Here is a 24,050-nt window from a genome sequence, read left to right as displayed (position 1 = left end):
TGGAACGGTCATTGCTGAAGTATCGTCGCATGTTTACACAGAGCAGGAACTCCAGAGAGGCTTCGTCAGAATCAGATAGCAGGGGGGCGTCACAGATGAATCGTCGTGGCTGGGTCGGGTCATTGCTGTTGCTCATCGTCCTCACCGCCCTCGGCCTGGGCTTGGGCGCATGGAAATACGAGTCCATCCAAGCCGGTCATGCAGCCTCTGCCAGCCAGCCTGAACCGACAGAGTCGGTGATGGTTGCCGAGGCGAAAGCGGTAGAACACCGCCCAACCACCACCTCGATCGGAACGGTCCTGGCTCTGCGATCGATCACCGTGCGGAACGAGCTTCCCGGCACGGTCCACCACGTCACGCTCGTACCCGGCCAGATTGTCGAGGCAGGGACGGTGCTGATCGCGCTCGACGTATCCGTCGAAGAAGCCGATCTCAGGGCCCAAGAGGCGCAGGCGAGGCTTGCGAAGTCGGTCTTCGCTCGCAGGCACAATTTGAATCAAGACCAGGCGACGACCCAGGAAGAGGTAGATCGTGCAGGAGCAGACCTCGAGGTCGCGTTGGCCCAGATCGCGCGGACCAAAGCGATCATCGCCCGCAAGACCATTCGTGCCCCGTTCAAAGCGCAGGTGGGTATCGCAGACGTGCATCCCGGACAGTACCTCCTTGAAGGGACCCAACTCACGACCCTGCAGGGTATCGACGACGCGGTCCATGTGGACTTCACCGTCGCGCAACAAGTCGCCCTCACTCTGCAGGAAGGCGACCCTGTCGACGTGTTCCTCGCGAACCAGTCGTCCCCGATCGTGGCCACGATCCTCGCGCTCGATGCGCGCATCGATCCGACGACTCGCAATGCCATGGTGCGGGCCAACATCAAGGGACTGGCTCGGCCGCCGTCCCCGGGAGCCTCGGTGCGGGTCCAGGTTCCGGTCGGTCCGCCGCGCAAGGCGATTGCAGTCCCCGTCAGCGCACTGCGCAAGGGCCCAAGCGGCGACCAAGTGTTCGTGATCGCACCGGGCAAGGATGGCAAAACCCGTGCGCAGGTGCGGCAGGTCGAGAGCGGCGCGATGCTCGGCGATGAGACCGTCATCCATGCAGGGCTGGCCAGCGGCGAACTGGTCGCGACCTCAGGATCGTTCAAACTCCGCGACGGAGTGCTGGTCGAGATCGCCGGGGAACAGGGCGGCGATGCCGCCCATACCCGGTTGCTCAGCAGCCGCTGATGACATCCGGAAGATTAGACAAGGATATTCGCATGCGCTCATTCACCGACATGTTTATCAAACACCCTGTCCTGGCGATCGTCGTCAATCTGGCCATCGTACTGGTGGGGTGGCGGGCCCTGACCACCCTGCCGGTCCAGCAGTATCCGAAAATTGAAAGCGCGGCGGTCGTCATCACCACCCTGTACTACGGCGCCGCAGCCGAGACCGTCCGTGGCTTCCTGACCACGCCGATCGAGCGGGTGGTCTCTGCAATCGGCGGGGTCGACTACGTGGAGTCGACCAGCCGGGCCGGCATCAGCACCGTCACGGTCCATCTCAAATTGAACCACAGCAGCACGGCAGCGCTGGCCGAAGTCACGGCTCGGCTGCAACAGGTGCGGGCGGAGCTGCCTCAGGAAGCGGAGCCCCCGGTGATCGATGTGCAACGTGCGGATCGTCCCTATGCGTCGTTCTACCTCAGCTTCACGTCCACCGAGCGCACCGTGCCGGCGGTGACGGATTGGTTGCTGCGTACCCTGCAGCCGCAACTCGCCACGCTGGCCGGCGTCCAGCGTGTGACGATCGAGGGCGGACGTCAGATCGCGATGCGCGTCTGGATCGATCCTGATCGCCTCGCCACGGTCAACCTCTCGCCCGGCGATGTCCAGGCGGCACTCAGGCGTAATAACTACCTGGCGGCGGTCGGCCGAACCAAAGGAAACCTCGTGCAGGTCAACCTGCTCGCCAACACCGATCTCCGCTCCGTCACCGAATTTGAGAACCTGATCATCGCCGATCGCGACGGGGCCATCATCCGACTGAGCGACGTGGCACGGATCGAGCTCGGCGCCGAAGAAGCCGACATGATCGCGAAGTACAACGACAAGGAAGGGGTCTATCTTGGGGTCTGGCCGCTGATCGGCTCGAACGAGATCGAGGTCGCACACCGGCTGCGCGATGAGATGGAGCGCATCCGGCCGACATTGCCGCAGGACATCGACATGCAACTTGTCTGGAACGGGACGATGTTCATGGAGAATGCGCTGAAAGAAATCGCCAAGACGCTCGCCGAAACGATCGCGATCGTCGCCGTGGTGGTATTCCTCTTCATGGGATCGGTGCGGACCGCGCTGGTCCCTCTCGTCGCCATGCCGGTGTCGCTCATCGGCGCGGCGATCTTCATGGTCGCATTCGGGTTCAGTCTCAATCTCCTGACACTCCTGGCGATCGTCCTGTCGGTGGGCCTGGTGGTGGACGATGCCATTGTCGTCGTCGAAAACGTCGAGCGGCACGTCCGTCTGGGGAAATCACGAACCGAAGCGGCGTTGCTCGGGGCGCGCGAACTGCTCGGCCCGATTATCGCCATGACGATTACCCTGGCGGCGGTCTATGCCCCGATCGGATTTCAGGGGGGACTGACCGGCTCGTTGTTCCTTGAGTTTGCCATCACACTCGCAGCGGCTGTGGTCCTGTCCGGCATCGTCGCGGTCACGCTCTCGCCGATGATGAGTGCGTATTTTGTCCATCCTCAGGGAAAAGAAGGTCGGCTGACGGCGCTGGTCAACCGCGCGTTCGAGGTCGTCCGGCGCGCCTACGCGCGAGGGCTCGACGAGGCCTTACAGATGCGCTGGGGGATCGTGGTGGCGGCATTGCTCATCATGGTATCGGCCTGGCCCCTGTATCTGTTCTCACGGCAGGAACTCGCGCCGGTCGAGGACCAGAGCCACATCAGCCTCTTTCTCGAAGCGTCTCCGGACTCGACGCTGGACGCGACCAATCGGGAGTCGCTGAAAGCGGTGAAGACCTTAACGGCGTTCCCCGAGGCCCGGTTCGCCTGGTCCCTGACGACCGCTTGGGGCGGCTTCGGTGGATTGGTCGCGAAGGACTGGCGCGAACGGACCCGTTCGACAGAAGAGATGTACGGGGAAGTCTTCGGCGCGGTCTCCCAGGTGCCCGGTCTGCGCGTTTTTCCGCGTCTCGACCCCCCGTTGCCGACCCCCGGCCAGTACGACGTCGAGTTGGTCCTGCAGAGCGATGTGCCAATCGGCCAGATGCTCGAGACCACGGCCGCGGTGCTCGATGCGGGATGGCGGAGCGGCAAGTTCCTGTACGTCGATACCGATTTGAATATCGACTTGCCCGAGGCGCGCGTCATCCTCGATCGCGAGCGTCTCGCCGATCTCGGGCTGGATCTGGCCGGCGTCGGTCAGGAACTCGGCACGATGCTCGGGGGCGCCTACGTCAATCGCTTCAACTACTTCGACCGCAGTTACAAGGTCATTCCGCAAATCGGCGACGAGAATCGCTCCACCGTCAGCCCACTGCTCGATTTGAAGATCAAGACACCCGGAGGACAACTCGTGCCGGTCTCGACCTTCACCCACATCGAGTCGAGCACCGCCCCGCGTACGTTGAATCGCTTCCAACAGCGCAACGCCGTCCGGGTCTTCGGAGGCGTCAAGCCGGGCATCACCAAAGAGGAGGGGCTGCGCGTCCTTGAGGCGGCCGCCGCGACAACGGGCAGTCCCCCTGTCGTCCTCGACTATGCGGGAGAGTCGAGACAGATCCGCCACGAGGGGTCGGCCCTGACCGTCACGCTCGGGTTCGCGATCGTGCTCATCTATCTGGTCCTGGCAGCGCAGTTCCAGAGCTTCCGTGACCCGCTGATCGTCTTGCTGGGATCCGTTCCGCTCGCCATTTCCGGCGCCCTGCTGTTCAGCTTCCTGGACCTGACCACGATCAACATCTATTCCCAGGTCGGATTGATCACACTGGTGGGCCTGATCGCGAAGAACGGAATCCTGATCGTGGAGTTTGCCAATACGCTCCAAGCCCGCGGGCTCTCCAAAACAGCGGCATTGCGAGAGGCCTCGCTCACGAGGCTGCGACCGGTGTTGATGACCTCGGCCGCCACGGTCTTCGGGCACCTCCCCCTGGTGCTGGCGTCAGGACCAGGCGCGGCAGCCAGAAACAGTATCGGGATGGTCCTGGTCACAGGCATGACCGTGGGCACCCTGTTCACCCTGTTCGTCGTCCCGGTGTTTTACTCGCTCATTGCGGCTCAGCATCAACCTAGTCCGACTCACGAAGCGGTAGAGGAAGAAGAATTGCTGCTCGTGGGTGCAAGGGGTGAGAGGAATGAGGCCACTGGAAGAGCAGTTCCCGTTCTATCCCAGTGATGATCCTGTGAGAGCCACCGGCCAGGCGCCATGTCTCACGTGTCGAGGTGCGGGGGGGCCGCGTCACAAGAAGGAGGGGCGATGATGGATAGGGCCAGAGTAACGGAAATTGCGCCAGATCACTATGTGATCTCGGCCTATGTGCCGGAATTCAATCTCCGGTTCAATCACTACCTGATCAAGGATGACGAGCCTCTGTTGTTCCACACCGGGATGAAGCAGATGTTCCCGCTGGTGATGGATGCGGTCGCGCGCATCATAGACCCAGGGACCATCCGCTGGATTTCGTTCAGTCATTTCGAGGCGGACGAATGCGGCGCGCTGAACGAATGGCTGGCCCTGGCGCCACGGGCCGAACCGCTGTGCGGCCGGGTTGCCGCCCTCGTCAGCGTGAACGATTTCTCCGTCCGCCCGGCTCGCATACTCGAGCAGGAAGAGGTCCTGAGAACCGGCCGATATCGGTTTCGTTTTCGCCACACGCCCCATGTGCCGCATGGCTGGGAAGCGAGCCTGCTGTTCGAGGAAGTCACGCGCACGTTGCTCTGCTCGGATCTCTTCACCCATGAAGGGGATGTCGAGGCGATCACGGAATCGGACATCGTCGACCGCGCAAGGCTGGGATTGATCAAGAGTCAGCAAGGGCCGTTTGCGAACGCCTATCCCTACACCGCGCTGACCGATCCGATTCTGCAGGGATTGGCGGATCTTCGGCCAAAACAATTGGCGCTCATGCATGGTTCCACCTTCGTGGGGAACGGTGAGCAGGCGCTCCGCGACCTGGCCGTCACTATGCGGGAAGTGCTCGGACCCGGCACAGGACAGGTCCGGTGAATGGTACCCGCTCACACCTTCACCCCGACGCGCGGGATGGTTCGGTCGGCGATGCTCGTCTCACGGATCTTCGGTCACTGCATGACTTGCACACATACCGGTATGTCCGGGATCCGCATAGACTTCTCCTTGAACGGCTCACCTGGGGAGATGGGGAGATGTTGAAGATCACGACCCATCAAGAGACGAAATCCGTCACCCTCATCGTCGAGGGGCGACTCGCCGGCCCCTGGGTGCAGGAGCTACGGGACTGTTGGCGCACGATCGCGAAGGAGAGGAGACGCGGTGCCGTGGTGAATTTCACGGGCGTCACCTTCGTGGACCATTCGGGACAGGCGCTGCTCCGCCGGCTCTGGCAGGAGGGAGCGCAACTGCAAGCGGCCGGCTGCTTGAACAATTGCCTGGTGCGTCAGATCACGGCCTCGAATCCCGGGAAGCGATCGAACGGGCATCAAGGCCGGATACCCTAAGCCATGTCGTCACGCGGAGACGGGCTTCGATCCTATTGCTGGCGCGGTTGGTATTCAATTCCCTGACGTGAAAGAAGCCCCCTGTGCGAGTCCGGTCGAAATCAGGCCATGAGGAGCAGAACAGGGTGCGAGAGGAAGGACGTGACTGACATGCGCATACTCATACTACTGATAGGGCTCTTGTCCCTCGCGGCTTGCGCGGTGGGCCCGGACTATTCCCGCCCGGATATGTCCACCCCGGCCTCGTTCAGGATGGCTGACGCCGAGCAGGAGGCCACGTCATTTGCCAACCTGCCCTGGTGGGATCTCCTACAGGACAAAGAGCTCCAGCGGCTCATCAAGGTGGCACTGGGAGAGAACAAAGACCTCAAGCGGGCCGTGGCTTCGGTCGAAGAGTTTCAGGCGCGTCTGTTCATCACGAAGATGGATTTTGCGCCCAACGCCGATCTCGTAGCCAATGCTCCTTCGTTCGGACGGAAAGCGGAGTTTCTCTTCCCCGGTTTCCCCAACGCCTTCAACTATTATCTCCAGGGCAATCTCTCCTGGGAACTGGACATCTGGGGTCGCATCCGCCGATCCAACGAGGCGGCACGCGGCGACCTCCTGGCCCGTGAGGAAGCGCGACGCGCCACGATCCTGCAGCTTGTGAGCGGAGTCGCGGAATCGTACTTTGACCTGCTGCAGCTCGATCGGCAGCGGGACATCGCGACGCGAACGCTGCGATCGTGGGAGGACTCGGTCAAGATCGCGCAGGCGCGGGTACGCCAGGGAGTGGTAACGAAAATCGACGCGGATCAGTTCGTGGCTGAACGGGCCAACGCGGTGGCGCGTCTGGCTGAATTGGAACGGCAGAAAGTACAAAAAGAAAATCAGCTCAGCCTGTTGCTCGGGCGAAATCCCGGCCGCATTGCGCGGGGACAGTCTCTAACCGAACAGGTGATGCCACCGGACGTGCCGCCCGGCCTCCCGTCGGAGTTGCTGCAGCGCCGACCGGACGTGGTGCAGGCAGAGCAGGGCTTGGCGGCAGCCACAGCGAGAATCGGCGTGGCGAAGGCGGACCGCTTTCCGAAACTCAGCATCACGGGGATTCTCGGAGTGGCCAGTCCACAATTGTCCAGACTGGTGGCCAACGAGACCTCCTTTGGCGTCGTGGGTCTCGGTGTGGCTGGTCCATTGCTGAATGCCCAGATCCTGGGCTTCCAGCAAGAGGCAGCCGAGGCACAGGCGCGCGAGCTGCTCGCTCAGTATGAGCAAACGATACTCGTGGCCTTTCGGGAAGTGGAAGACGCACTCGTGGCCGTCAAGACGGCACGTGAGCAACGAGCCGCGCAGGCGGAACAGGTGGAGGCCCTGCGGTCTGCCCTGCAACTTGCCAGCCTCCGATATAAGGGTGGGCTCGCCAACTATCTCGATGTCCTCGTGGCTCAACGCAGCCTCTTCGAAGCGGAACTCGCGCTGGCCAGCACTCATCGGCTGCAGCTCGTCTCAGTCGTACAACTGTATAAAGCGCTAGGCGGGGGCTGGCATGCCTACGAGGCAGTCTCACCCTCCTTAGCACCGGCTCACACAAGACCCTCCTGAAACGGATTACGATAAGCGCAACCATATCAATCGGTTGCGTCCTTGTCGATTTTGAGGTACTCCTTTCGACTAATAAGTAGAGTCTGGTCTGGCGGGAGAACACCTACGAGAAACCCGGCTCATCGCAATCAAACCAAGGAGTGAGTCCCATGCGTTTCATGATTATCGTCAAAGCCACCAAAAACTCGGAAGCGGGCGTCATGCCGGGAGAACAACTCCTGGCCGAGATGGGAACGTACAACGAAGAGCTGGTGAAAGCCGGCGTGATGCTTGCGGGCGAGGGGCTTCACGCAAGTTCGAACGGCGCACGCGTGAAATTCTCAGGAAACAAGCGGACGGTGATCGATGGTCCCTTCGCCGAAACGAAGGAGTTGATCGCGGGCTTCTGGCTCTGGCAGTGCAAGTCGAAGGAAGAAGCCATCGAATGGGTCAAGCGTTGCCCCAACCCGATGCCTGGCGAGGAATCCGAAATCGAGATCCGCCAAGTGTTCGAGGCGGACGACTTCGGCGCTGAGTTCACGCCAGAGCTCAGGAAACAAGAGGAGCGCCTACGCGCCAAGATGGATGAGAAAAAATAGGAGTGATCGCGGCGGACAACTTGTGAATATTCTACTTTACTGGTCGCCAACGATGCGTCATTGATACGACAACCACAAAGGAGGGCTCAGATGCAGTACGTCGATGGATATGTTTTACCGATTCCGAAAAAGAATCTGGCAGCCTATCGCCGAATGGCGCAGATGGCCGCGAAGATCTGGCGCGAGCACGGTGCGCTGGAGTACCGGGAATGTTCCGGGGAGGATCTCAAGGTCACATTCGGAGTTCCGTTCACTCGCTTAGCCAAGGCGAAGCCTGATGAGACGATTATATTCGCATGGATCGTATTCAAGTCGCGCGCGCATCGCGATCGCGTCAACGCAAAGGTTCACAAGGACCCTCGTCTCGCCGGTATGTGCAATGAAAAGTCGATGCCCTTCGATCCCAAGCGAATGGCCTGTGGCGGGTTCAATGTTTTTGTGCAAGCGTGAGTGATTCGTATACAGGTTGGCAACAGCCGTGCCACTCGAAAAATTCTGCAACCTAATTCAAGGAGGAACCCATGCATCTTAAAAACCTGATTCTCGCAACTTTCTGCGTCCTGCTGATGAGTCCGGTGGCTCTGGCTAAGGATAAGAAGCCGGAGAAGCCGATGGACCCAGAGGCGATGATGGAAGTGTGGAAGCAAATGGCCGCACCAGGCGAGCCGCACAAGCTGTTCGCAACCCTAGCCGGCAGTTGGACGACCAGCACCAAGGAATGGATGGAGCCGGGCAAGCCGCCGACGGAATCCACCGGCACCGCTGAAATGAAAATGCTGCTCGACGGGCGCTTTCTGTATCAGGAATACAACAGCCACATGATGGGCCAACCCTTCTCCGGCATCGGGATCGACGGCTACGACAATGTGACGAAGAAGTACGTCACGGCCTGGATCGATACGATGGGCACGGGGATTTTCATGATGGAAGGCTCGGCAAGCATCGACGGCAAGACCATCACGCTGAAAGGGTCGCACCCAGAGCCGGGCGGCGGCAAGATGTCCCATCGCGCGGTCTGGAAGATCCAGGACGCCAACAACCAAACATTCGAGATGTACGGGACGCATGGCCATGGTGGCAAGGAAATGAAGTTCCTCGAAATCGTCTATTCCAGGAAACCGTGATGCCGCAGCATTGACCTGGGTAGACCGACATGCTTGACTAGAGACCTTACACGTTTACCTAAGGAGGCTTCTCATGCAACGAATGATTGGCATGTTGGCATTGGCACTGATGCTGACCGGGCTCAGTGGCTGCAGCTATTTATTTTATCCCCGTGCGGGCGACTACGCGACGCAGGCGAAGGGAGCCAGCGGGGTGGAAACGATGATCAACCTCACGAACATGATGGAAGCCACGGCGGGCAAGGCCAAGGGCGGCAAGGGCGTCGACACAGCCTTCGATGACCTCCATAACCAACTCCATGCCTTGATGGACTCGTTCTGTGGAGTGACCGAGGCACAGTCGAAAACGCCGGCATACGACCTGGCCAAGACGCACAAAAAAGAACTCGGCGCCATATTCGGGCGGCTCTGGAAGTTCAAAGACGAGCAACCGCAGCGGGACCAGCATCTGGATCTCCTGAGCACCGAGCTGAAAGAACTGCGAGAGACCTTGCAGACCCTGAAGTAATCCGACAACGGAGGCCGGTGATGACATCGACTGTCACAACAGAGAGCGGGGCCGTCACCCTGCTGATTGGCACCAGAAAAGGCGCATTCACCGTCACCAGCGACCGGACAAGGCGGACGTGGAAGCTCTCAGCGCCCATGTTCCTCGGTCACATCATCCATCACATCGTCGCCGACCCGCGGGATCGTCGCACGATCTTGATGGCGGCCAGCACAGGGCATCTGGGACCGACGCTGTATCGGTCCACCAACGCCGGGAAAACCTGGAAGGAATCGCCGGCCCCGCCGGCCTTTCCCAAGGTTCCCGAAGGCCAGAACGGTCGCTCTGTCGGTCACACCTTCTGGCTGACGCCCTGTCACGCGAACGAACTGAATGCCTGGTACGCCGGAACATCCCCGCAAGGCCTCTTCCGCTCCGATGACGGAGGGGTCACGTGGAAACCGTTTTCCTCGATCAACGACGATCCGCAATACCGCGAGTGGATGGGCACGGTGCAGGACGGGACGCCGGACGGCCCGAAGCTACACTCGATTATCGTCGATCCACGCGACCCCAGGCACCTCTACTTCGCCATGTCCGGAGGCGGGGTGCATGAATCAGTCGATGGCGGGAACAGATTTGTGCCGCTCATCAAGGGACTGGACGTCGTCGAAGGATTTGACGCCTCGACGGTCACCGTCCACGATCCCCATTGCGTCCGGCTCTGTCCCAGCAATCCGGACCGGCTCTATCAGCAGAACCATTGCGGCATCTACCGGCTCGATCGGCCGTCCGACACCTGGGTGCGGATCGGCACAAACATGCCGAAAAAAATCGGCGATATCGGATTCCCCATGGTGGTGCACCCGCGCAATGCGGACCAGGCCTGGGTCTTTCCCATGGACGGTTCGACGGTCTGGCCGCGCGTGAGTCCCGGCGGCAAACCCGCCGCATTTACGACCAAGAACGCCGGCAAGAGTTGGACGCGCCAAGACAAAGGCTTCCCGAAGTCAAACGCCTGGTGGACGGTGAAGCGTCAGGCGATGAGCCGCGATGCCCATGACCCCGTCGGCCTCTATCTGGGCACCACCAGCGGTGAGATTTGGGCCAGCCGAAACGAGGGGGCAACCTGGACCTGCATTGCCAGGCATCTGCCTGAAATCTATTCGGTCGAAGCGGCTGCCCTCGGACGATGACGATCCATATCCCCAGCGCCTTGCGGTCCTATACGCAGCAACAGGGTGAGGTGGAGGCTGGCGGCCGGACGCTGGCTGAACTAGTGTCGGCATTGGATCAGCGCTATCCTGGCATCAGATTCCGCATCATCACGGAGCAGGACACGATCAGGCCGCACATCAGAATTTTCGTGAACGACCAACAGCGATCACACCTGACCGCGCCGCTGCAGCCTGAGGATCGGATCTCCATCGTCTGCGCGCTCAGCGGCGGATAAACCAGACCGTCATTCGTCACAGGGAGAGAGGTAACCCATGGCTCCACAACCGACCGCGCAGCAACTCATCGAGGGCCAACGTCAGGATTGGAACCGTGTCGCCGGCGGCTGGGAGAAGTGGGACCGGTTCTTTGACGAGCAGCTAGCCTGTCTGAACCATCGTCTCGTGGCCGATGCCAGGCTGCGAGCGGGCATGCAGATGCTCGACTTGGGTTCCGGCACCGGCTATCCCGCAATACTAGGCGCACAAACCGTTGGACCAACAGGCCAGGTCATCGGGATGGATCTCGCCGAGCAGATGCTCGCTGCCGCGAGGCGCAAAGCGACAGCGCTTGGGCTGGCGAATATGACCTTTCAAACCGGCGACGTGACGAGCCTACCCTTCGAGGCTCACGCCTTCGACGCAGTGACGAGTCGCTTCTGCCTGATGTTTTTGCCGGAAATTCCCAAAGCCGCGACAGAGATCGCGCGCGTGCTCAAGCCGGGAGGCTGGGTCGCAGCCGCTGTCTGGTCGGCGCCGGAGAAGAATCCGTCGATCGGCCTCTCGATGATGGCCATCAAGCAGGTCATCGAGCTGCCGCCGCCGGACCCCACTGCGCCAGGCATCTTCAGGCTCGCAAAGCCAGACGATCTGGCGGGGATGCTCCAGCAGGCCGGATTGATCGATGTGACAGACCAGGAGTTCCTCGCGGAATGGTCCTATGCGTCAGCCGATGAGTACTATACGAGCCTCATGGACATCGCCGCGCCGATTCAGAATCTCATGGCACGACTCTCGCCGGCACAGACCCAAGAGGTGAGACGCCTCATCACCCAAGCCGTGACCCCATACCAGGAGGGTCATCGCATTGTATTCCCCCTTGCCGTGCGGATCGTCGCAGCACGCAAACCCCGCTGACCGACACCATGGCACCAAAACACGACGGGTTTCGAGACTTCGTCCTGGATCAACTCAGCGGGCTGCCAGGACTGACCTCCCGTGCCATGTTCGGTGGATACGGACTCTACCAAGGAGACCGGTTCTTCGGGATCATCCACAAGGGCCGGCTCTACTTTAAAACCGATCGGTTGACCATGCCGCACTATCGCGACCGGGGCATGAAGCCCTTCACACCCACGTCCACTCAGACGCTCAAGAATTACTACGAAGTTCCGGTCGATATCGTAGAAGCGCCCGAGGATCTCCTCACCTGGGCCTCTCACGCCGCACAGGGATAACAAACCACCGCATTCCTGACTCCAGCGGCTCCCACTCTGAGTGATCGCGCCGGGACGGATCCCTCTATATAATGACATGCATCGACAGCACCGCTTTCACCAGGAAACAACCCTGTGATCCACCCATTCAGGTCTCTTCTTTTCATGGCGATGCTGAGCGCAATCTTTTGTCAGATCGCCTGGGCCGATGGACGGCCGGCTCCGAAGAGTTTATGGCAGACGGTCTTGACTCCTCTCACGACCGATCAGCCGGCACCGCGGAGGCCCTGGGTCCTGCGCGATCGGGAAATTGTGCTCGACCTTCCCCTGCTCCAGGTCTTAAAGGATGCCGGGGCCAGGCCCCTCCCCAGAATCACCGTCGAGTTGTTCGATGGGACCAGTCAGGAACTGGATATCAGCTCCACGATCTCCCGCAACAATGATACCGCCGTGCTCCGCGGCACCTTCAAGCCGCCCTCGAAGGGAGACTTTACCTTTGTCGTCAACGGGTCGCTGCTTGTCGGAGCCATGCAGGTGGGCGACCGCCTCTACAAGACCGAACACATCACCAATGGCCGACTGCGACTCCTTGAAATCGACCCCGATAAATTGCCGCCGGATTGAGCCTCGACTTATTCGGCTGATGGCGATTCCTCGTTTGCTGTGCCACACTGAGCGATGCCTGCCCCGCCGACCATCTGGACCATTGGCCATTCGACCAGACCGATCGGTGAGTTCACCGATCTCCTCCATGCCCATACCATCAATTTCCTCGTCGACGTGCGAACCGTTCCTCGGTCGCGTCACAACCCGCAGTTCAATACGGAGGCCCTCGCTGAGAGCCTGAGAGCTTCAGGTCTCAACTATCTCCATATGCCGACCCTTGGAGGACTGCGAAAGGCCCGAAAGGATTCGATCAACGACGGATGGAGCAATGCCAGCTTTCGAGGCTATGCCGACTATATGCAGCAGGACGAATTCCGGGATGCACTGGAAGCGCTGATGACGCATGGCCGGCAAGGATCACTTGCGATCATGTGTGCCGAAGCTGTCCCTTGGCGCTGTCACCGATCCTTGATTGCCGATGCGCTGGCGATCAGAGGCTGGACCGTCAGACATATCCTCTCGCCGGCCAAGGCCGACGAACATCGGCTGACGACATTCGCGGTCATCGACGGAGACAGGATCGTCTATCCTCAGCCGGCCGATCCCTTGGCTCCGCCCCGGCTCTTCTGACGCCATGTGGTATGGATGGCTCGCAGACCTGACCCTGTGCATACATGCCGGATTTGTCCTCTTCGTGATATTCGGCGGATTCTTGACGGTGAAGTGGCCCTGCGCTGCCTGGGTACACCTGCCGGCAGTGCTGTGGGGGGCGACCGTCGAATTCACCGGCTGGATCTGCCCGCTGACGCCGCTGGAAAATTGGCTGCGCGGACAGGCTGGCCAACAGGGCTATCGCGAAGACTTTCTCTCCCACTACCTGTTGTCGACCTTGTATCCAGACGGCCTGACTCGCGACAGACAACTCCTGTTCGGCCTCGTCGTCCTGACCATCAATCTCTCGGTATATGGATGGTTGTGGCGTCGATCTCAGCAGCAACGGCCTTGACGGCACGGACAACGGAGCATGGCTGCTCCGCAACCCCACTGTCATAAGACGAGGTCTTCATCGGCCCCTCTGCTCGTCTTTTCCCTATCATCGTCTTTTTCATCATCACGCACAGCGGTTCAGGCTGCTTGGCTATGGCCTTCTCATCCGGCGGAGGCGGCATTGGCGTTCAGGCCTATGTCCATACATAGGCCTGCACAACACCAGACATCCAAATAGGGATGGGCTTCGTAGGGAAAGTGAGATGAAAGAATAGGGGCCCACTTTTCCATGGGCCCCTCTACCACTACCAATAGGAGGTCCACCATGTACAAACAGTTTGCCTCGTCCCTTGTCTTCAGCGGATTGCTGCTCGTCATAGGCGGCTGCAACACGACAGAGTCGTCCGACTCCAAGATGAAGGCTGCCGATACCAAGACGACAATGGCCCCCTTGATGGCGGCCCCTGCTGGCCCTGATGGCACCGTCGCCCTTCCCGCCGACTACAGGTCCTGGCCCAAGTTCCTGGGCGATATCCCAAAAGGCGAGGCTAAGCAGGTGCGGGACATCTACATCAATCGAACCGGTGCCCGAACCTCGGCAGGCCAACCCTTCCCGAATGGGACCGTGATGGTGATGGAAATCTACAAGGCCACGATGGATGGCGACAAACTGGCGACCGGCATGGATGGGAAGCCGGTGAAGGGCGACCTGGCCAAGGTGTTCGTGATGGGCAAGGAGCAGGGCTGGGGCGACAAGCTCCCCGACAATCTGAAAAACGGCGATTGGGCCTACGCCGCCTATGACGCAGCCAGCAAACCCCTGATGGAAGACTTTACGAAGTGCCGCGCCTGCCACATGCCGTTAGCGCAGAAGGATTTTGTGCATCGGTACGATGAGTACTTCGAGAAGCGCGGAAAGATGTAGGCGGACGTTCGGAAGGGGGGAGCCGCGAGATCCCTACTGCTCCCCCCTTCTTTTCTCAGATCTCCCTGTAAGAAATATTTCTTCCACCCGACTCTCATAAGGCATGCCATTCAGCAAATTGCCCGGATATGCCGGAGTTGACGGACATGCATGAGTATTGATACATGGAGACTTGGACCGCACTCTACCCGACCGTGAGGACACCATGCCTTTAGACGAAATTGAACAAAAAGTCAGCGAGCGTTATGCCCGTGCCGCCAGTACGGGCGAACAGATGTGTTGCCCGACCAGTTACGACATGGCGAACCTCAAATCCTTTATCCCGGAAGAGGTCCTCAAGATCTCCTACGGATGCGGCACACCGGCCGGCCTGAAAACGGTACGCCCCGGCGAAACAGTGCTGGACATCGGCTCGGGGGGCGGCATCGACTGTTTTGAAGCCTCGCGCCTCGTCGGTCCGACCGGCCGAGTGATCGGCATCGATATGACCGATACGATGCTGGAGATCGCCCGCAAGAACGCCGTCGTGGTCGCCACCAACCTTGGTTATCCCGCCTCCAATGTCGAGTTTAAGAAGGGGGTGGCCGACGCCATGCCGGTGGCGGAGAATACGGTCGACTTGATCATCTCCAATTGCGTCATCAACCTCGCGCCCGATAAGCGGAAGGTGTTCCGCGAGATGTTCCGCGTCGCCAAGCCAGGCGGTCGATTCACGGTTTCCGATATCGTGGCCGACCAGCCCGTCCCGCAGTACCTGATCCACGATGCGAAAAAATGGGGCGATTGTTTGTCCGGCGCCCTCACACTCACCGACTACATGGGAGGCATGACCGACGCGGGGTTCGTCGGCATTCATCTCATCACCTCGTCACCCTGGCAGCGGATCGACGGTATCCATTTCTTCTCGGTAACCTTAACCGGCTACAAATTGCCAACACAACTCCCGACCGCCGCCCCGCGTTATGCGACGCTGCGCGGCCCCTTCAGTCGAGTGGTAGATGAACGGGGCACGGCTTACCTGCGCGGGATTCCTCAACCACTGACGCCGGACCTGGCCCTTCTCCTCAGTCAGCCTCCTTTTGACGCCTTGTTTGTCTTCTCGCCCACTCCGCTCTGGCTGGACCGGGCCGATCCTCGCTGGGCCTCCGTGGTTCCCTCACAGGATCCGTGCCTATGGTCAGGCGATTTCGCGCTCCTGGCCGGTCCGTTCCTGGAAGCCTGCGATGACGACCACCACCTGTTCCGGCGCGGCGAACCGGTCGAAGTCTGCGCCAAGACGCGCAGGGTGCTCGAAACGGAGGGCTATCGCTCGCACTTCGCCATTCTCAATCGCGCCAGCGAACCGGCGGCAGGTGACGCCACTACCTGCGCCCCTGACGGAGGCTGCTGCTGAGACTCCGTGAGGAGCCCTCACAGGCGTCGTCTCTATACGTCAGGCCAGAAACGATCTTCGGTATGGTGAAGCAGAACCCTATGGCGCTAACCCTATTGGGACAACAGAGCCCCCTGGCCTCCCCCGCAGAACAATTGAAGCGGCTCGGAACCATCACGAGCACTCCGCCCTTCGACCGGCAACTCGATCGGATTGGGCTGCTCCCCCTTCGCGCCACGGGAATCACCGTCTTTCAAGTCAACGTCGGCAAACTCTGCAACCAGACCTGCCGCCATTGCCATGTAGATGCGGGACCGGATCGGACTGAGAGCATGTCCCGAGAAACGGCAGAGCTCTGCATGCAGGCGCTCGCCAAAACCGATATTCCTACGGTCGATATCACCGGGGGGGCACCGGAACTAAACCCAAACTTTCGCTGGCTGGTCGAACAGGCCCGCGCACTCGGACGGCATGTACTGGATCGTTGCAATCTGTCGGTGCTGCTGATTCCTTCACAGGCAGGCTTAGCCGAATTTCTGGCCGCCCACCAGGTCGAGATTATCGCCTCACTCCCCTCCTACCAGGCCAGTCAAACCGATGCCCAACGGGGCGACGGAATCTTTCAGAAATCGATCGAGGCACTGCGTCTGCTCAATCGGCTCGGCTATGGCCAGCCCGACAGCGGCCTCGCCCTGAACCTTGTCTACAATCCAGTCGGAGCCTTTCTTCCGCCCAAACAAGCAGCGATTGAGGCACAGTTTCGCAAAGAACTCCGGGCCAAACATGGCGTCGAGTTCAACCATCTCTACACGATCACCAACATGCCGGTGAGCCGATACTTGGAGTTTCTGGTGGAGAGCGGAAATTATGAGCAGTATATGGAGCGGCTCGCTAACGCCTTCAACCCTGCTGCCGCGGCCGGCGTCATGTGCCGCTATACAATCTCAGTCAGCTGGGATGGCAGACTCTACGACTGCGACTTCAACCAGATGCTGGATCTGCCGGTCGACCACGGCATGCCCGCCCACATCCGCGACTTCGATCCGGTGCAGCTGAATCAGCGCCAGATCACGACCCGCAACCATTGCTATGGCTGCACCGCCGGAACAGGCTCATCGTGCGGCGGGTCTGTCACCACCTAAGGGCTCCAATGGACATCGCCCTACCCGCCTTTGCCCTCGTCTTTGCCCTCGCGTTTGCCAATGGCGCGAACGATGTCTCCAAAGCGATTGCGACCTTAGTGGGCAGCGGCGTCACGAACTATCGCTCGGCTATCGCCTGGGGCACTGCCTGGACCGTAGTCGGCGCAGCTTCGGCTGCTCTTGTCGCCGGGGCGATGGTCAAGACCTTCAGCCATGGCCTCGTCCAGACCGGCACGATTATCGAACCGGCTGCCACATTGGCGGTCTTGACCGGAGCAATGGCCTGGGTACTCTTCGCCTCGCACACGGGCTTGCCTGTCTCCACGACTCATGCGCTCACCGGGGCCATCGTCGGCACCGGCTTCTTCGCCTTCGCCGGAGAAGGATTGATCTGGTCCGCGATCGGAAACAAGATCGCCCTTCCCTTATTGCTCAGTCCATTTCTTGCCCTCACCCTGTCGATTCTGCTTCATCCAGCGATTCGCGCACTCGCAAAGAAATGGGAAGGCTCCTGCCTATGCGTGATGCCGTCATCCCATGCATTAGTGGCTATCGATGTGCGCGGGGACACCAGAACGTTGTTTCAGGCCTCCAGCTTCGGTCAGCCGGTCATGGCCGTACCGTCGCAATGCGACCGTGCCGGATTGCAGGGATTGGTTGTGGGACTCGATACGATCCATTGGCTTTCGAGCGGACTTGCATCGTTCGCTCGCGGCACGAACGATGCGCCGAAAATTGTGGCCATACTTCTGCTCGGGAGCGCAACCGCCGCATGGCCCAACACCTCGTCTCAGCTGGCCGCGTTCGGAGGAGTCGCCGTGGCGATGGGACTGGGGAGTTACTTTGGAGGGTTGCGGGTGACGAAAGTCCTGGCCGAAAAGGTCACACGTATGGACCATGCGGAGGGGCTATCCGCCAACCTGACCACATCTTCGCTCGTGCTCCTTTCGGGATCGCTGGGATTGCCGGTCTCGACGACCCATGTCAGCAGTTCGGCCATTATCGGCATAGGTCTGCTCAAGGGCCTGAACAACGTCCGCTGGACGACCGTACGTGACATGGTCCTGGCGTGGGTCGTGACGCTGCCGGCCTCAGCGTTTCTAGCGAGCCTTGTGTACCTCATCCTCACTTACCTGCTCTAGGATCGCTCCCCTGAACGAAGGCAACCACGCCGTAGGTATTACTCTCGCAAGAGGATCATCCAGCCACTGAGGCGAGAAACGTCCGAATAGCCATGGCGATCTCGTCCCGGACTCGCCGGAATACTTGTCGCCGTTCAGCCGCATCGGACAGGGCTGCAGGATCGTCGAAACTCCAATGGATGAGTCGAACCGCTCCTGGCCAACGAGGACAGGTCTCGTTGGCGCGATCGCACACTGTGATCACATAGTCGATGGGCATAGACGAGAATTCTACCGCCGATTTGGACCGGTGCCCTGAGATATCGATTCCGACCTCGGCCATGGATTCGACCGACCCGGGATTCAGGCCGACCGGATGGGTCCCCGCGCTGAAGACCTCAAATCGGTCGCCCGCCAGATGCCGCAACCAACCCTCCGCCATTTGGCTTCGAGCCGAATTACCGGTACAGAGGAATAAGACTCGCTCCTTCATGCTGCCACCTCAGGCCTGAACCAATGCCTGGTCCGATTACAGACCCCACAGACCGATAACATGACCGGCACCTCCACCAACACACCCACCACCGTTGCCAAAGCAGCGCCGGACTCGGGACCGAACAGCGCAATGGCCGTCGCCACCGCCAATTCGAAAAAGTTGCTGGCCCCGATCAACGCACCCGGCGCGGCGATCGCATAGGGCACATGAAACCGATACATGAGCCCATAGGCCAATGAGGCATTCAGATACACTTGCAAGAGGATCGGCACGGCAATCAACGCCACATGAACGGTCTTGCCCATGATGTTCTGGGATTGGAAGGCGAAGATGAAGACCAAGGTGAGGAGCAAGGCCATAATGGTGACCGGGGAAAATTTCGGTAAGAGCACGTCTTCAAGCCATCGCTGGCCCTGTTGCTGCACGAGCCACATACGAAGCCCCCACCCAATCGCCAGCGGAATCACGATGAACGCCAGGACTGAATAGAGCAAGACATCGAACGGAACAGCGAGCGATGACGCGCCGCTTACCAGGAGCCCGACAATCGGCGCAAAGAGCAGGAGCATGATGAGATCGTTCACGGACACCTGGACTAACGTATAGGCGGGGTCCCCATCCGTGAGATAGCTCCAAACAAATACCATCGCGGTACAGGGCGCCGCGGCCAGAATAATCGTCCCCGCGATGTATTGATCGGCTTCGGTCGGTGTGATCCAGGCGGCAAAGACGACGCGGAAGAAGAACCAGGCCAAGAGGGCCATCGAAAAAGGTTTAACCACCCAATTGACGAACAGGGTGATGACCAATCCGGTCGGGCGAGTCCCGACGTGGCGAATGGAGGCGAAATCGACCTTCATCATCATCGGCACGATCATCAGCCAGATGAGGATGGCAATCGGCAAGTTGATATGGCTACCTTGACCGAACTCCATCGCCCGCAAGGTCTGGACAAAACCGGGAGCCGCCTGGCCGATCACGATACCCGCGATCATACAGAGGGTGACCCAGACGGTCAGATACCGCTCAAAAGGATTCAGCTGCTTCTCAAGGACGAGTGGCGCTTCCATCTGCATGATCTCCGTGGGTCTCACAAGCAATCCATCAAGAGTTCTTGATTGAATGGCCCCAAAAATGTCAACAATGTGAGTTCGGGCGAATAGTTCTTCTCGTTAATTTGAGCGAGCCGACAAGCTCTTCAAGTTCCTCAACCGCTTCGAAATTGATGGCGTAATAAATCCAGCGGCCTTCCGGTCGATCGAGAATCAAGCCTGCGTCCTTCAAGACCTTTAAATGAAAAGATAGACGCGACTGCCCGGTCTGAAGGGCATCAGTCAGCTCGCAGACGCACCGTTCGCCCTCCTTGAGCTGATCGAGAATATCCAGCCTGGTCTCATCTGCCAGCGCATGGCACAGCTCGGCGGTTTTGGTTCGATTCTTTCCAGATAAGATCGGCATCCATTCTTATACATCAAGAATTCATGATGGGTCAAGCGGGGACGATCCCGATTGCGTAAACTTCTGGCAGTCTGCTAAGGTAACGAGGATAGAGTTCCTTCGCTGCCACCACCGGACACATACCTCACATGGTTTGGGACCCCAAAGATCCTTGGAGTAAGAAGAGTGACCCGCTTGAGGATGCCCTCAAGCAGGCCCAATCGCAATTCAAGAATCTGATGCCCTCGAGCGGCTTCAGAAACGTCGCCCTCGCCGGATTGGTCGTCTTCCTGGCCTGGCAAAGCGCGTTTATCGTCGCCCCGGATGAGGAGGGCGTCGTCAAGCGATTCGGCGTCCCTGTCAGAACCGTAGGACCAGGCCCCCATGGGAAAATCCCTCTGATCGAAACCGTCCTGCAACCAAAAGTCGAAAAACTCCACCGCATAGAGGTTGGCTTCCGTACGGATCGGCAAGGCCGTCAGCAGATGCTGGCGCAGGAAGCCCTGATGCTCACCGGCGACATGAACATCCTGGCCATCGAATTCATCGTCCAATACAAGATCAAAGAATCGGCGAACTATCTCTTTAACGTCGCAGAAATTCATGAGACGATCGGCAAAGCTGCTGAGGCGGCTATGCGAGAAGTGGTCGGCAAGGGCAAGATCGACGAGGCCTTGACGACCGGGAAAGCCCAAATCCAACAAGATACCATGGTCCTTCTCCAGTCCCTTCTCGACCAGTATCAATGCGGCGTTCAGGTCGCAGCCATCCAACTCCAGGACGTCAGTCCTCCCGAAGCCGTGGCGGCTGCGTTCAAGGATGTAACAAATGCGAAGGAAGATCGCGAGAAACTGATCAACCAGTCGCAGAGCTATCGCAACGACATTCTCCCCAAAGCCAAAGGCGAAGCGGCTCAGGTCGTCAACCAGGCCAAAGGCAACGCTCAGGCCCGACTCAATCGTGCTCAGGGTGAAGCCAACCGTTTTGTAGCGACCCTGAAAGAATACAATCAAGCCAAAGACATCATCAGTAAGCGGATTTATATCGAAACCATGGAAGAGATCCTGCCGAATATCGAGAAAATCATCATCGATGGCAAGGCCGGAGATCGCGTGCTTCCATACCTCCCGCTAGAGCGACTCAAGTCCAAAACCGGCACCGCCGTTGAGGAGCAGAGACCATGACCAAGCAAGGATTCATTATTGCGCTGCTAGTGGTGGTCATCGGACTGTTTATCCTAGGCGCCTCACCGCTCTTCGTCGTGGATATCACCCAGAATGCGATCGTGGTTCAACTCGGTAAGCCTGTTCGCAACATTACCGATCCAGGCCTCTATGTGAAAGTGCCATTCATTCAAGAAGTCACCTACTTCGATAAACGCCTGCTGGACTATGACTCAGAGGCGCAAGATGTGATCACGCAGGATAAGAAGACCCTTCTTCTTGATAACTACGCCAAATGGCGGATTGTCGACCCCCTCAAGGTCTACCAGAGCTTTCAAACTCAACGGGGCGCGTTGCAGCGACTCAACGACATTATCTATTCTGAACTCCGGGTCGAACTTGGGCGCCACGACCTTCTGGAAATCGTCGCGGATCACCGAGCCGATCTCATGAAAATCGTGACCCAGCGATCACATGAGAAAGCCTCCGCCTATGGGATCGAGATTCAAGATGTGAGAATCAAGCGCGCAGACCTCCCCGAGCAAAACGAGAAAGCCGTGTTCGCCAGAATGCAGGCTGAACGTGAACGTCAGGCGAAGCAATACCGCGCAGAAGGCGCTGAGGAAGCGCAAAAGATTCGGTCCGAAGCGGAAAAAGACCGCGAGATCATTCTCGCGCAGGCGTACAAAGAATCTGAGGAACTACGCGGCGCAGGCGATGCCAAGGCTTTCAAGGTTTACGCGGATGCCTATCGGCAAGATCCAAAATTCTTTGAATTTACCAGGTCGATGGAAGCCTACAAGAAGACGTTCAAAGACAAGTCCACAATGGTCGTCAGTCCTGATTCAGAATTCTTTCAATACCTGAAGCATCGCTAGCCTTCAGGACAGCCCCACAATTTCTCCCGTGGCGGGATCGAACCCAATACGTTCCCCTGCCGGCTTTTTCGGCAACCCCGGCATAAGCTGAATACCCGAACAGACCGCCGTAAGAAACCCAGCCCCTGCAAGCAGTCTCACCTCCTTGACCGGCAGCGTAAACCCAGACGGGCGCCCCTTCAACGCCGGATCGTGCGACAGCGATAACGGCGTCTTTGCCATACAGATCGGCAACTGATCCAATCCAATCCGCTCAGCCATCTCAATGTCTCGTTCGGCTGTGGTCTCAAACGATACGTCGGAGGCTCCATACATCTGCGTAGCAATGGCCTGAATTTTCTTTTTGATCGGCCACGCAACCTCATAAAGATGCCTGAATGTAGAGTCTTCCTCCGTGGCCCTAACCACCACATGCGCTAATGCCTCAGCCCCTTTCCCGCCATCGGCCCAATGGGTTGAAACAGCTGCATCCAGCGCACCAACCTCTCGGGATCGCGCTCGAACCCACTCCAGCTCCGCCGCCGGATCGTCGCTGAAGGCATTGACCGCCACCACCACAGGGACTCCGTGAGCTTTTATGTTCGCAATGTGCTGTTCCAAATTAACAAAGCCTTTGACCAAAGCCTCTTGATTAGGTCCAGTCAGCCCGACCGGAAGCGGTGAACCAACCTTAACCGATTCGCCGCCTCCGTGGAGCTTGAGCGCACGAAGCGTCGCCACGATCACAGCTGCTGCAGGCTTGAATCCTGAGAGACGGCACTTGATGTTGAAAAACTTCTCCGCACCAAGATCGCTACCGAATCCAGCCTCTGTGACGACATAATCCGCACAGCGTAGCGCGATGGCATCGGAAATAATCGAACAGTTTCCATGGGCGATATTGCCGAAGGGACCCGTATGCACAAACGCAGGCGTTCCCTCCAGCGTTTGTACCAAATTCGGCAGCAATGCTTCTCTCAGCAAAACGGCCATAGACCCGGCGCAGCCGAACTCTTCTGCCCGTACTGGCTTTCCATCCGTCGTAAATCCCACGATGATCTGCCCGAGCCTCTGTCGTAAGTCCGCTTGGCTCGATGCTAACGCGAGCATCGCCATGACTTCAGAGGCTTCTGTGATCACAAACTGACCGATATGACCTGCCGCCCCCTCCCCAAGTGAAACCTGCCTGAGCGCACGATCACTCACGCCTAACGTCCGAGGCCAAGTGATCCTATTCTGGTCCACATGAAGCGCATTCCCATGAAACAGATGATTATCAACAAATGCCGACAAAAGATTGTGGCTAGCAGAAACCGCGTGGGCATCGCCGGTCAAATGGAGGTTGATCTCTTCCATCGGAAGGACTTGAGCGCGGCCTCCCCCTGTTCCGCCCCCTTTGATCCCGAACACCGGCCCCAAGGACGGCTGCCGAAGCGTGACGGCAGTTCGATGACCGAGGCGCGACAGGCCCATGGCAAGCCCAATAGATGTGGTCGTTTTGCCTTCACCGAGCGGGGTCGGGTTGATGGCGGTCACGAGTACATATTTACCTAGTCGAGCTGATTTGAGGCGAGTAAGCACATCGAGCGAGACTTTCGCCTTTAGTTTTCCATAAGGGAATAGCTCGTCGGCCTGGATGCCAAGCTGATCGGCAATATCCTGAATGGGGCGCGCCTTCACCGATCTATTGATCTCGATATCTGTCATAGCTGGAGGGGTACCCTGACGACTACCGCCGCAATAGCGCGGCAGTATAACATAGGAGTTCGGTCAACTCGGTGGGGGATCTTGAGGAGGGCTGTGTTTCGTCTGGCCCCGTCATGAGCCGAGTGGATCATA

At 59.1% G+C, this 24,050-nt stretch carries 26 protein-coding genes; 22 read left to right on the top strand and 4 right to left on the bottom strand.

Features of this window, described 5'->3' with window-relative positions; genetic code table 11:
- Positions 1-95 precede the first annotated feature (95 nt).
- The 20 genes from Q8N00_05205 to Q8N00_05110 all read left to right on the top strand — a co-directional run bounded on the left by Q8N00_05205 (position 96) and on the right by Q8N00_05110 (position 18,279).
- Positions 96-1,223 (top strand): efflux RND transporter periplasmic adaptor subunit, encoded by a 1,128-nt coding sequence (locus Q8N00_05205; GenBank protein MDP2382182.1) that lies wholly within the window; start codon positions 96-98, stop codon positions 1,221-1,223.
- Between the two features lie 32 nt (positions 1,224-1,255).
- Entirely contained in the window at positions 1,256-4,384 is a 3,129-nt protein-coding gene (locus tag Q8N00_05200; protein MDP2382181.1) for an efflux RND transporter permease subunit, read from the top strand.
- A gap of 81 nt (positions 4,385-4,465) precedes the next feature.
- Entirely contained in the window at positions 4,466-5,215 is a 750-nt protein-coding gene (locus Q8N00_05195) for an MBL fold metallo-hydrolase (GenBank protein ID MDP2382180.1), read from the top strand.
- 158 nt (positions 5,216-5,373) lie between these two features.
- On the top strand, positions 5,374-5,685 hold the full coding sequence (locus tag Q8N00_05190) for a hypothetical protein (GenBank protein MDP2382179.1): 312 nt from the start codon (positions 5,374-5,376) through the stop codon (positions 5,683-5,685).
- Between the two features lie 150 nt (positions 5,686-5,835).
- Positions 5,836-7,266, top strand: a complete 1,431-nt coding sequence (locus tag Q8N00_05185) for an efflux transporter outer membrane subunit (GenBank protein MDP2382178.1) — start codon at positions 5,836-5,838, stop codon at positions 7,264-7,266.
- Positions 7,267-7,415: 149 nt separating this feature from the next.
- Positions 7,416-7,844: a YciI family protein gene (locus Q8N00_05180; protein MDP2382177.1), complete on the top strand. Its 429-nt coding sequence runs from the start codon at positions 7,416-7,418 to the stop codon at positions 7,842-7,844.
- 90 nt (positions 7,845-7,934) lie between these two features.
- Positions 7,935-8,294 carry a DUF1428 domain-containing protein gene (locus Q8N00_05175; protein ID MDP2382176.1) on the top strand — a complete coding sequence of 120 codons (360 nt, stop codon included), beginning with the start codon at positions 7,935-7,937 and terminating at the stop codon, positions 8,292-8,294.
- A gap of 71 nt (positions 8,295-8,365) precedes the next feature.
- The gene (locus tag Q8N00_05170; protein MDP2382175.1) at positions 8,366-8,968 is read left to right on the top strand and encodes a DUF1579 domain-containing protein; all 603 of its coding nucleotides are present in this window, start codon (positions 8,366-8,368) and stop codon (positions 8,966-8,968) included.
- 73 nt (positions 8,969-9,041) lie between these two features.
- Positions 9,042-9,476 carry a hypothetical protein gene (locus Q8N00_05165; protein MDP2382174.1) on the top strand — a complete coding sequence of 145 codons (435 nt, stop codon included), beginning with the start codon at positions 9,042-9,044 and terminating at the stop codon, positions 9,474-9,476.
- Positions 9,477-9,496: 20 nt separating this feature from the next.
- The gene (locus Q8N00_05160) at positions 9,497-10,651 is read left to right on the top strand and encodes a glycosyl hydrolase (protein MDP2382173.1); all 1,155 of its coding nucleotides are present in this window, start codon (positions 9,497-9,499) and stop codon (positions 10,649-10,651) included.
- Entirely contained in the window at positions 10,648-10,908 is a 261-nt protein-coding gene (locus Q8N00_05155; protein ID MDP2382172.1) for a MoaD/ThiS family protein, read from the top strand. The genes Q8N00_05160 and Q8N00_05155 overlap by 4 nt, the downstream gene beginning before the upstream one ends.
- Before the next feature lie 37 nt (positions 10,909-10,945).
- On the top strand, positions 10,946-11,806 hold the full coding sequence (locus tag Q8N00_05150; GenBank protein ID MDP2382171.1) for a methyltransferase domain-containing protein: 861 nt from the start codon (positions 10,946-10,948) through the stop codon (positions 11,804-11,806).
- Between the two features lie 8 nt (positions 11,807-11,814).
- Entirely contained in the window at positions 11,815-12,126 is a 312-nt protein-coding gene (locus Q8N00_05145; protein ID MDP2382170.1) for a TfoX/Sxy family protein, read from the top strand.
- A gap of 144 nt (positions 12,127-12,270) precedes the next feature.
- Positions 12,271-12,729, top strand: a complete 459-nt coding sequence (locus tag Q8N00_05140; protein ID MDP2382169.1) for a hypothetical protein — start codon at positions 12,271-12,273, stop codon at positions 12,727-12,729.
- Positions 12,730-12,783: 54 nt separating this feature from the next.
- Positions 12,784-13,341 carry a DUF488 domain-containing protein gene (locus Q8N00_05135; protein ID MDP2382168.1) on the top strand — a complete coding sequence of 186 codons (558 nt, stop codon included), beginning with the start codon at positions 12,784-12,786 and terminating at the stop codon, positions 13,339-13,341.
- A gap of 4 nt (positions 13,342-13,345) precedes the next feature.
- On the top strand, positions 13,346-13,717 hold the full coding sequence (locus tag Q8N00_05130; protein ID MDP2382167.1) for a DUF2784 domain-containing protein: 372 nt from the start codon (positions 13,346-13,348) through the stop codon (positions 13,715-13,717).
- 306 nt (positions 13,718-14,023) lie between these two features.
- On the top strand, positions 14,024-14,623 hold the full coding sequence (locus tag Q8N00_05125; GenBank protein MDP2382166.1) for a cytochrome P460 family protein: 600 nt from the start codon (positions 14,024-14,026) through the stop codon (positions 14,621-14,623).
- Between the two features lie 205 nt (positions 14,624-14,828).
- Positions 14,829-16,016 carry a methyltransferase domain-containing protein gene (locus Q8N00_05120; GenBank protein ID MDP2382165.1) on the top strand — a complete coding sequence of 396 codons (1,188 nt, stop codon included), beginning with the start codon at positions 14,829-14,831 and terminating at the stop codon, positions 16,014-16,016.
- 80 nt (positions 16,017-16,096) lie between these two features.
- Positions 16,097-17,137, top strand: coding sequence for an arsenosugar biosynthesis radical SAM protein ArsS (gene arsS, locus Q8N00_05115; GenBank protein ID MDP2382164.1), 1,041 nt, complete (start codon positions 16,097-16,099; stop codon positions 17,135-17,137).
- 8 nt (positions 17,138-17,145) lie between these two features.
- Positions 17,146-18,279, top strand: a complete 1,134-nt coding sequence (locus tag Q8N00_05110; protein MDP2382163.1) for an inorganic phosphate transporter — start codon at positions 17,146-17,148, stop codon at positions 18,277-18,279.
- Positions 18,280-18,334: 55 nt separating this feature from the next.
- On the opposite strand, the gene Q8N00_05105 is transcribed toward Q8N00_05110, so the two are convergent.
- The 3 genes from Q8N00_05105 to Q8N00_05095 form a co-directional block, all read right to left on the bottom strand.
- Positions 18,335-18,751, bottom strand: coding sequence for an arsenate reductase ArsC (locus Q8N00_05105; GenBank protein ID MDP2382162.1), 417 nt, complete (start codon positions 18,749-18,751; stop codon positions 18,335-18,337).
- Positions 18,748-19,830 carry an ACR3 family arsenite efflux transporter gene (gene arsB, locus Q8N00_05100; GenBank protein ID MDP2382161.1) on the bottom strand — a complete coding sequence of 361 codons (1,083 nt, stop codon included), beginning with the start codon at positions 19,828-19,830 and terminating at the stop codon, positions 18,748-18,750. Before arsB ends, Q8N00_05105 begins: the two co-directional genes overlap by 4 nt.
- Before the next feature lie 61 nt (positions 19,831-19,891).
- Positions 19,892-20,212, bottom strand: coding sequence for a metalloregulator ArsR/SmtB family transcription factor (locus Q8N00_05095; GenBank protein ID MDP2382160.1), 321 nt, complete (start codon positions 20,210-20,212; stop codon positions 19,892-19,894).
- A gap of 128 nt (positions 20,213-20,340) precedes the next feature.
- Here Q8N00_05095 and hflK point away from each other — a divergent pair, with 128 nt between their 5' ends.
- Both hflK and hflC read left to right on the top strand, forming a co-directional pair.
- Positions 20,341-21,375: an FtsH protease activity modulator HflK gene (hflK, locus tag Q8N00_05090; GenBank protein MDP2382159.1), complete on the top strand. Its 1,035-nt coding sequence runs from the start codon at positions 20,341-20,343 to the stop codon at positions 21,373-21,375.
- A complete protein-coding gene (hflC, locus tag Q8N00_05085) occupies positions 21,372-22,232 on the top strand; it encodes a protease modulator HflC (GenBank protein ID MDP2382158.1) in 861 nt (286 codons plus the stop codon). Before hflK ends, hflC begins: the two co-directional genes overlap by 4 nt.
- Before the next feature lie 3 nt (positions 22,233-22,235).
- Here hflC and Q8N00_05080 read toward each other — a convergent pair whose 3' ends face one another.
- Positions 22,236-23,918 (bottom strand): formate--tetrahydrofolate ligase, encoded by a 1,683-nt coding sequence (locus Q8N00_05080; protein MDP2382157.1) that lies wholly within the window; start codon positions 23,916-23,918, stop codon positions 22,236-22,238.
- Positions 23,919-24,050 lie beyond the last annotated feature (132 nt).

Source organism: Nitrospirota bacterium (assembly GCA_030684575.1).
GTDB lineage: Bacteria > Nitrospirota > Nitrospiria > Nitrospirales > Nitrospiraceae > Palsa-1315.
This window is presented reverse-complemented; position numbering and strand designations above follow the sequence as displayed.

Coding starts and splice junctions, on each gene's coding strand:
- hflC (MDP2382158.1), top strand. CDS start 21,372: ATGACCAAGCAAGGATTCATTATTGCGCTGCTAGTGGTGGTCATCGGA.
- Q8N00_05190 (MDP2382179.1), top strand. CDS start 5,374: ATGTTGAAGATCACGACCCATCAAGAGACGAAATCCGTCACCCTCATC.
- Q8N00_05145 (MDP2382170.1), top strand. CDS start 11,815: ATGGCACCAAAACACGACGGGTTTCGAGACTTCGTCCTGGATCAACTC.
- Q8N00_05155 (MDP2382172.1), top strand. CDS start 10,648: ATGACGATCCATATCCCCAGCGCCTTGCGGTCCTATACGCAGCAACAG.
- Q8N00_05140 (MDP2382169.1), top strand. CDS start 12,271: ATGGCGATGCTGAGCGCAATCTTTTGTCAGATCGCCTGGGCCGATGGA.
- Q8N00_05130 (MDP2382167.1), top strand. CDS start 13,346: ATGTGGTATGGATGGCTCGCAGACCTGACCCTGTGCATACATGCCGGA.
- Q8N00_05175 (MDP2382176.1), top strand. CDS start 7,935: ATGCAGTACGTCGATGGATATGTTTTACCGATTCCGAAAAAGAATCTG.
- Q8N00_05150 (MDP2382171.1), top strand. CDS start 10,946: ATGGCTCCACAACCGACCGCGCAGCAACTCATCGAGGGCCAACGTCAG.
- Q8N00_05160 (MDP2382173.1), top strand. CDS start 9,497: ATGACATCGACTGTCACAACAGAGAGCGGGGCCGTCACCCTGCTGATT.
- arsB (MDP2382161.1), bottom strand. CDS start 19,830: ATGCAGATGGAAGCGCCACTCGTCCTTGAGAAGCAGCTGAATCCTTTT.
- Q8N00_05195 (MDP2382180.1), top strand. CDS start 4,466: ATGATGGATAGGGCCAGAGTAACGGAAATTGCGCCAGATCACTATGTG.
- Q8N00_05125 (MDP2382166.1), top strand. CDS start 14,024: ATGTACAAACAGTTTGCCTCGTCCCTTGTCTTCAGCGGATTGCTGCTC.
- Q8N00_05200 (MDP2382181.1), top strand. CDS start 1,256: ATGCGCTCATTCACCGACATGTTTATCAAACACCCTGTCCTGGCGATC.
- arsS (MDP2382164.1), top strand. CDS start 16,097: ATGGCGCTAACCCTATTGGGACAACAGAGCCCCCTGGCCTCCCCCGCA.
- Q8N00_05095 (MDP2382160.1), bottom strand. CDS start 20,212: ATGCCGATCTTATCTGGAAAGAATCGAACCAAAACCGCCGAGCTGTGC.
- Q8N00_05185 (MDP2382178.1), top strand. CDS start 5,836: ATGCGCATACTCATACTACTGATAGGGCTCTTGTCCCTCGCGGCTTGC.
- Q8N00_05110 (MDP2382163.1), top strand. CDS start 17,146: ATGGACATCGCCCTACCCGCCTTTGCCCTCGTCTTTGCCCTCGCGTTT.
- Q8N00_05205 (MDP2382182.1), top strand. CDS start 96: ATGAATCGTCGTGGCTGGGTCGGGTCATTGCTGTTGCTCATCGTCCTC.
- Q8N00_05135 (MDP2382168.1), top strand. CDS start 12,784: ATGCCTGCCCCGCCGACCATCTGGACCATTGGCCATTCGACCAGACCG.
- Q8N00_05170 (MDP2382175.1), top strand. CDS start 8,366: ATGCATCTTAAAAACCTGATTCTCGCAACTTTCTGCGTCCTGCTGATG.
- Q8N00_05165 (MDP2382174.1), top strand. CDS start 9,042: ATGCAACGAATGATTGGCATGTTGGCATTGGCACTGATGCTGACCGGG.
- hflK (MDP2382159.1), top strand. CDS start 20,341: ATGGTTTGGGACCCCAAAGATCCTTGGAGTAAGAAGAGTGACCCGCTT.
- Q8N00_05105 (MDP2382162.1), bottom strand. CDS start 18,751: ATGAAGGAGCGAGTCTTATTCCTCTGTACCGGTAATTCGGCTCGAAGC.
- Q8N00_05180 (MDP2382177.1), top strand. CDS start 7,416: ATGCGTTTCATGATTATCGTCAAAGCCACCAAAAACTCGGAAGCGGGC.
- Q8N00_05120 (MDP2382165.1), top strand. CDS start 14,829: ATGCCTTTAGACGAAATTGAACAAAAAGTCAGCGAGCGTTATGCCCGT.
- Q8N00_05080 (MDP2382157.1), bottom strand. CDS start 23,918: ATGACAGATATCGAGATCAATAGATCGGTGAAGGCGCGCCCCATTCAG.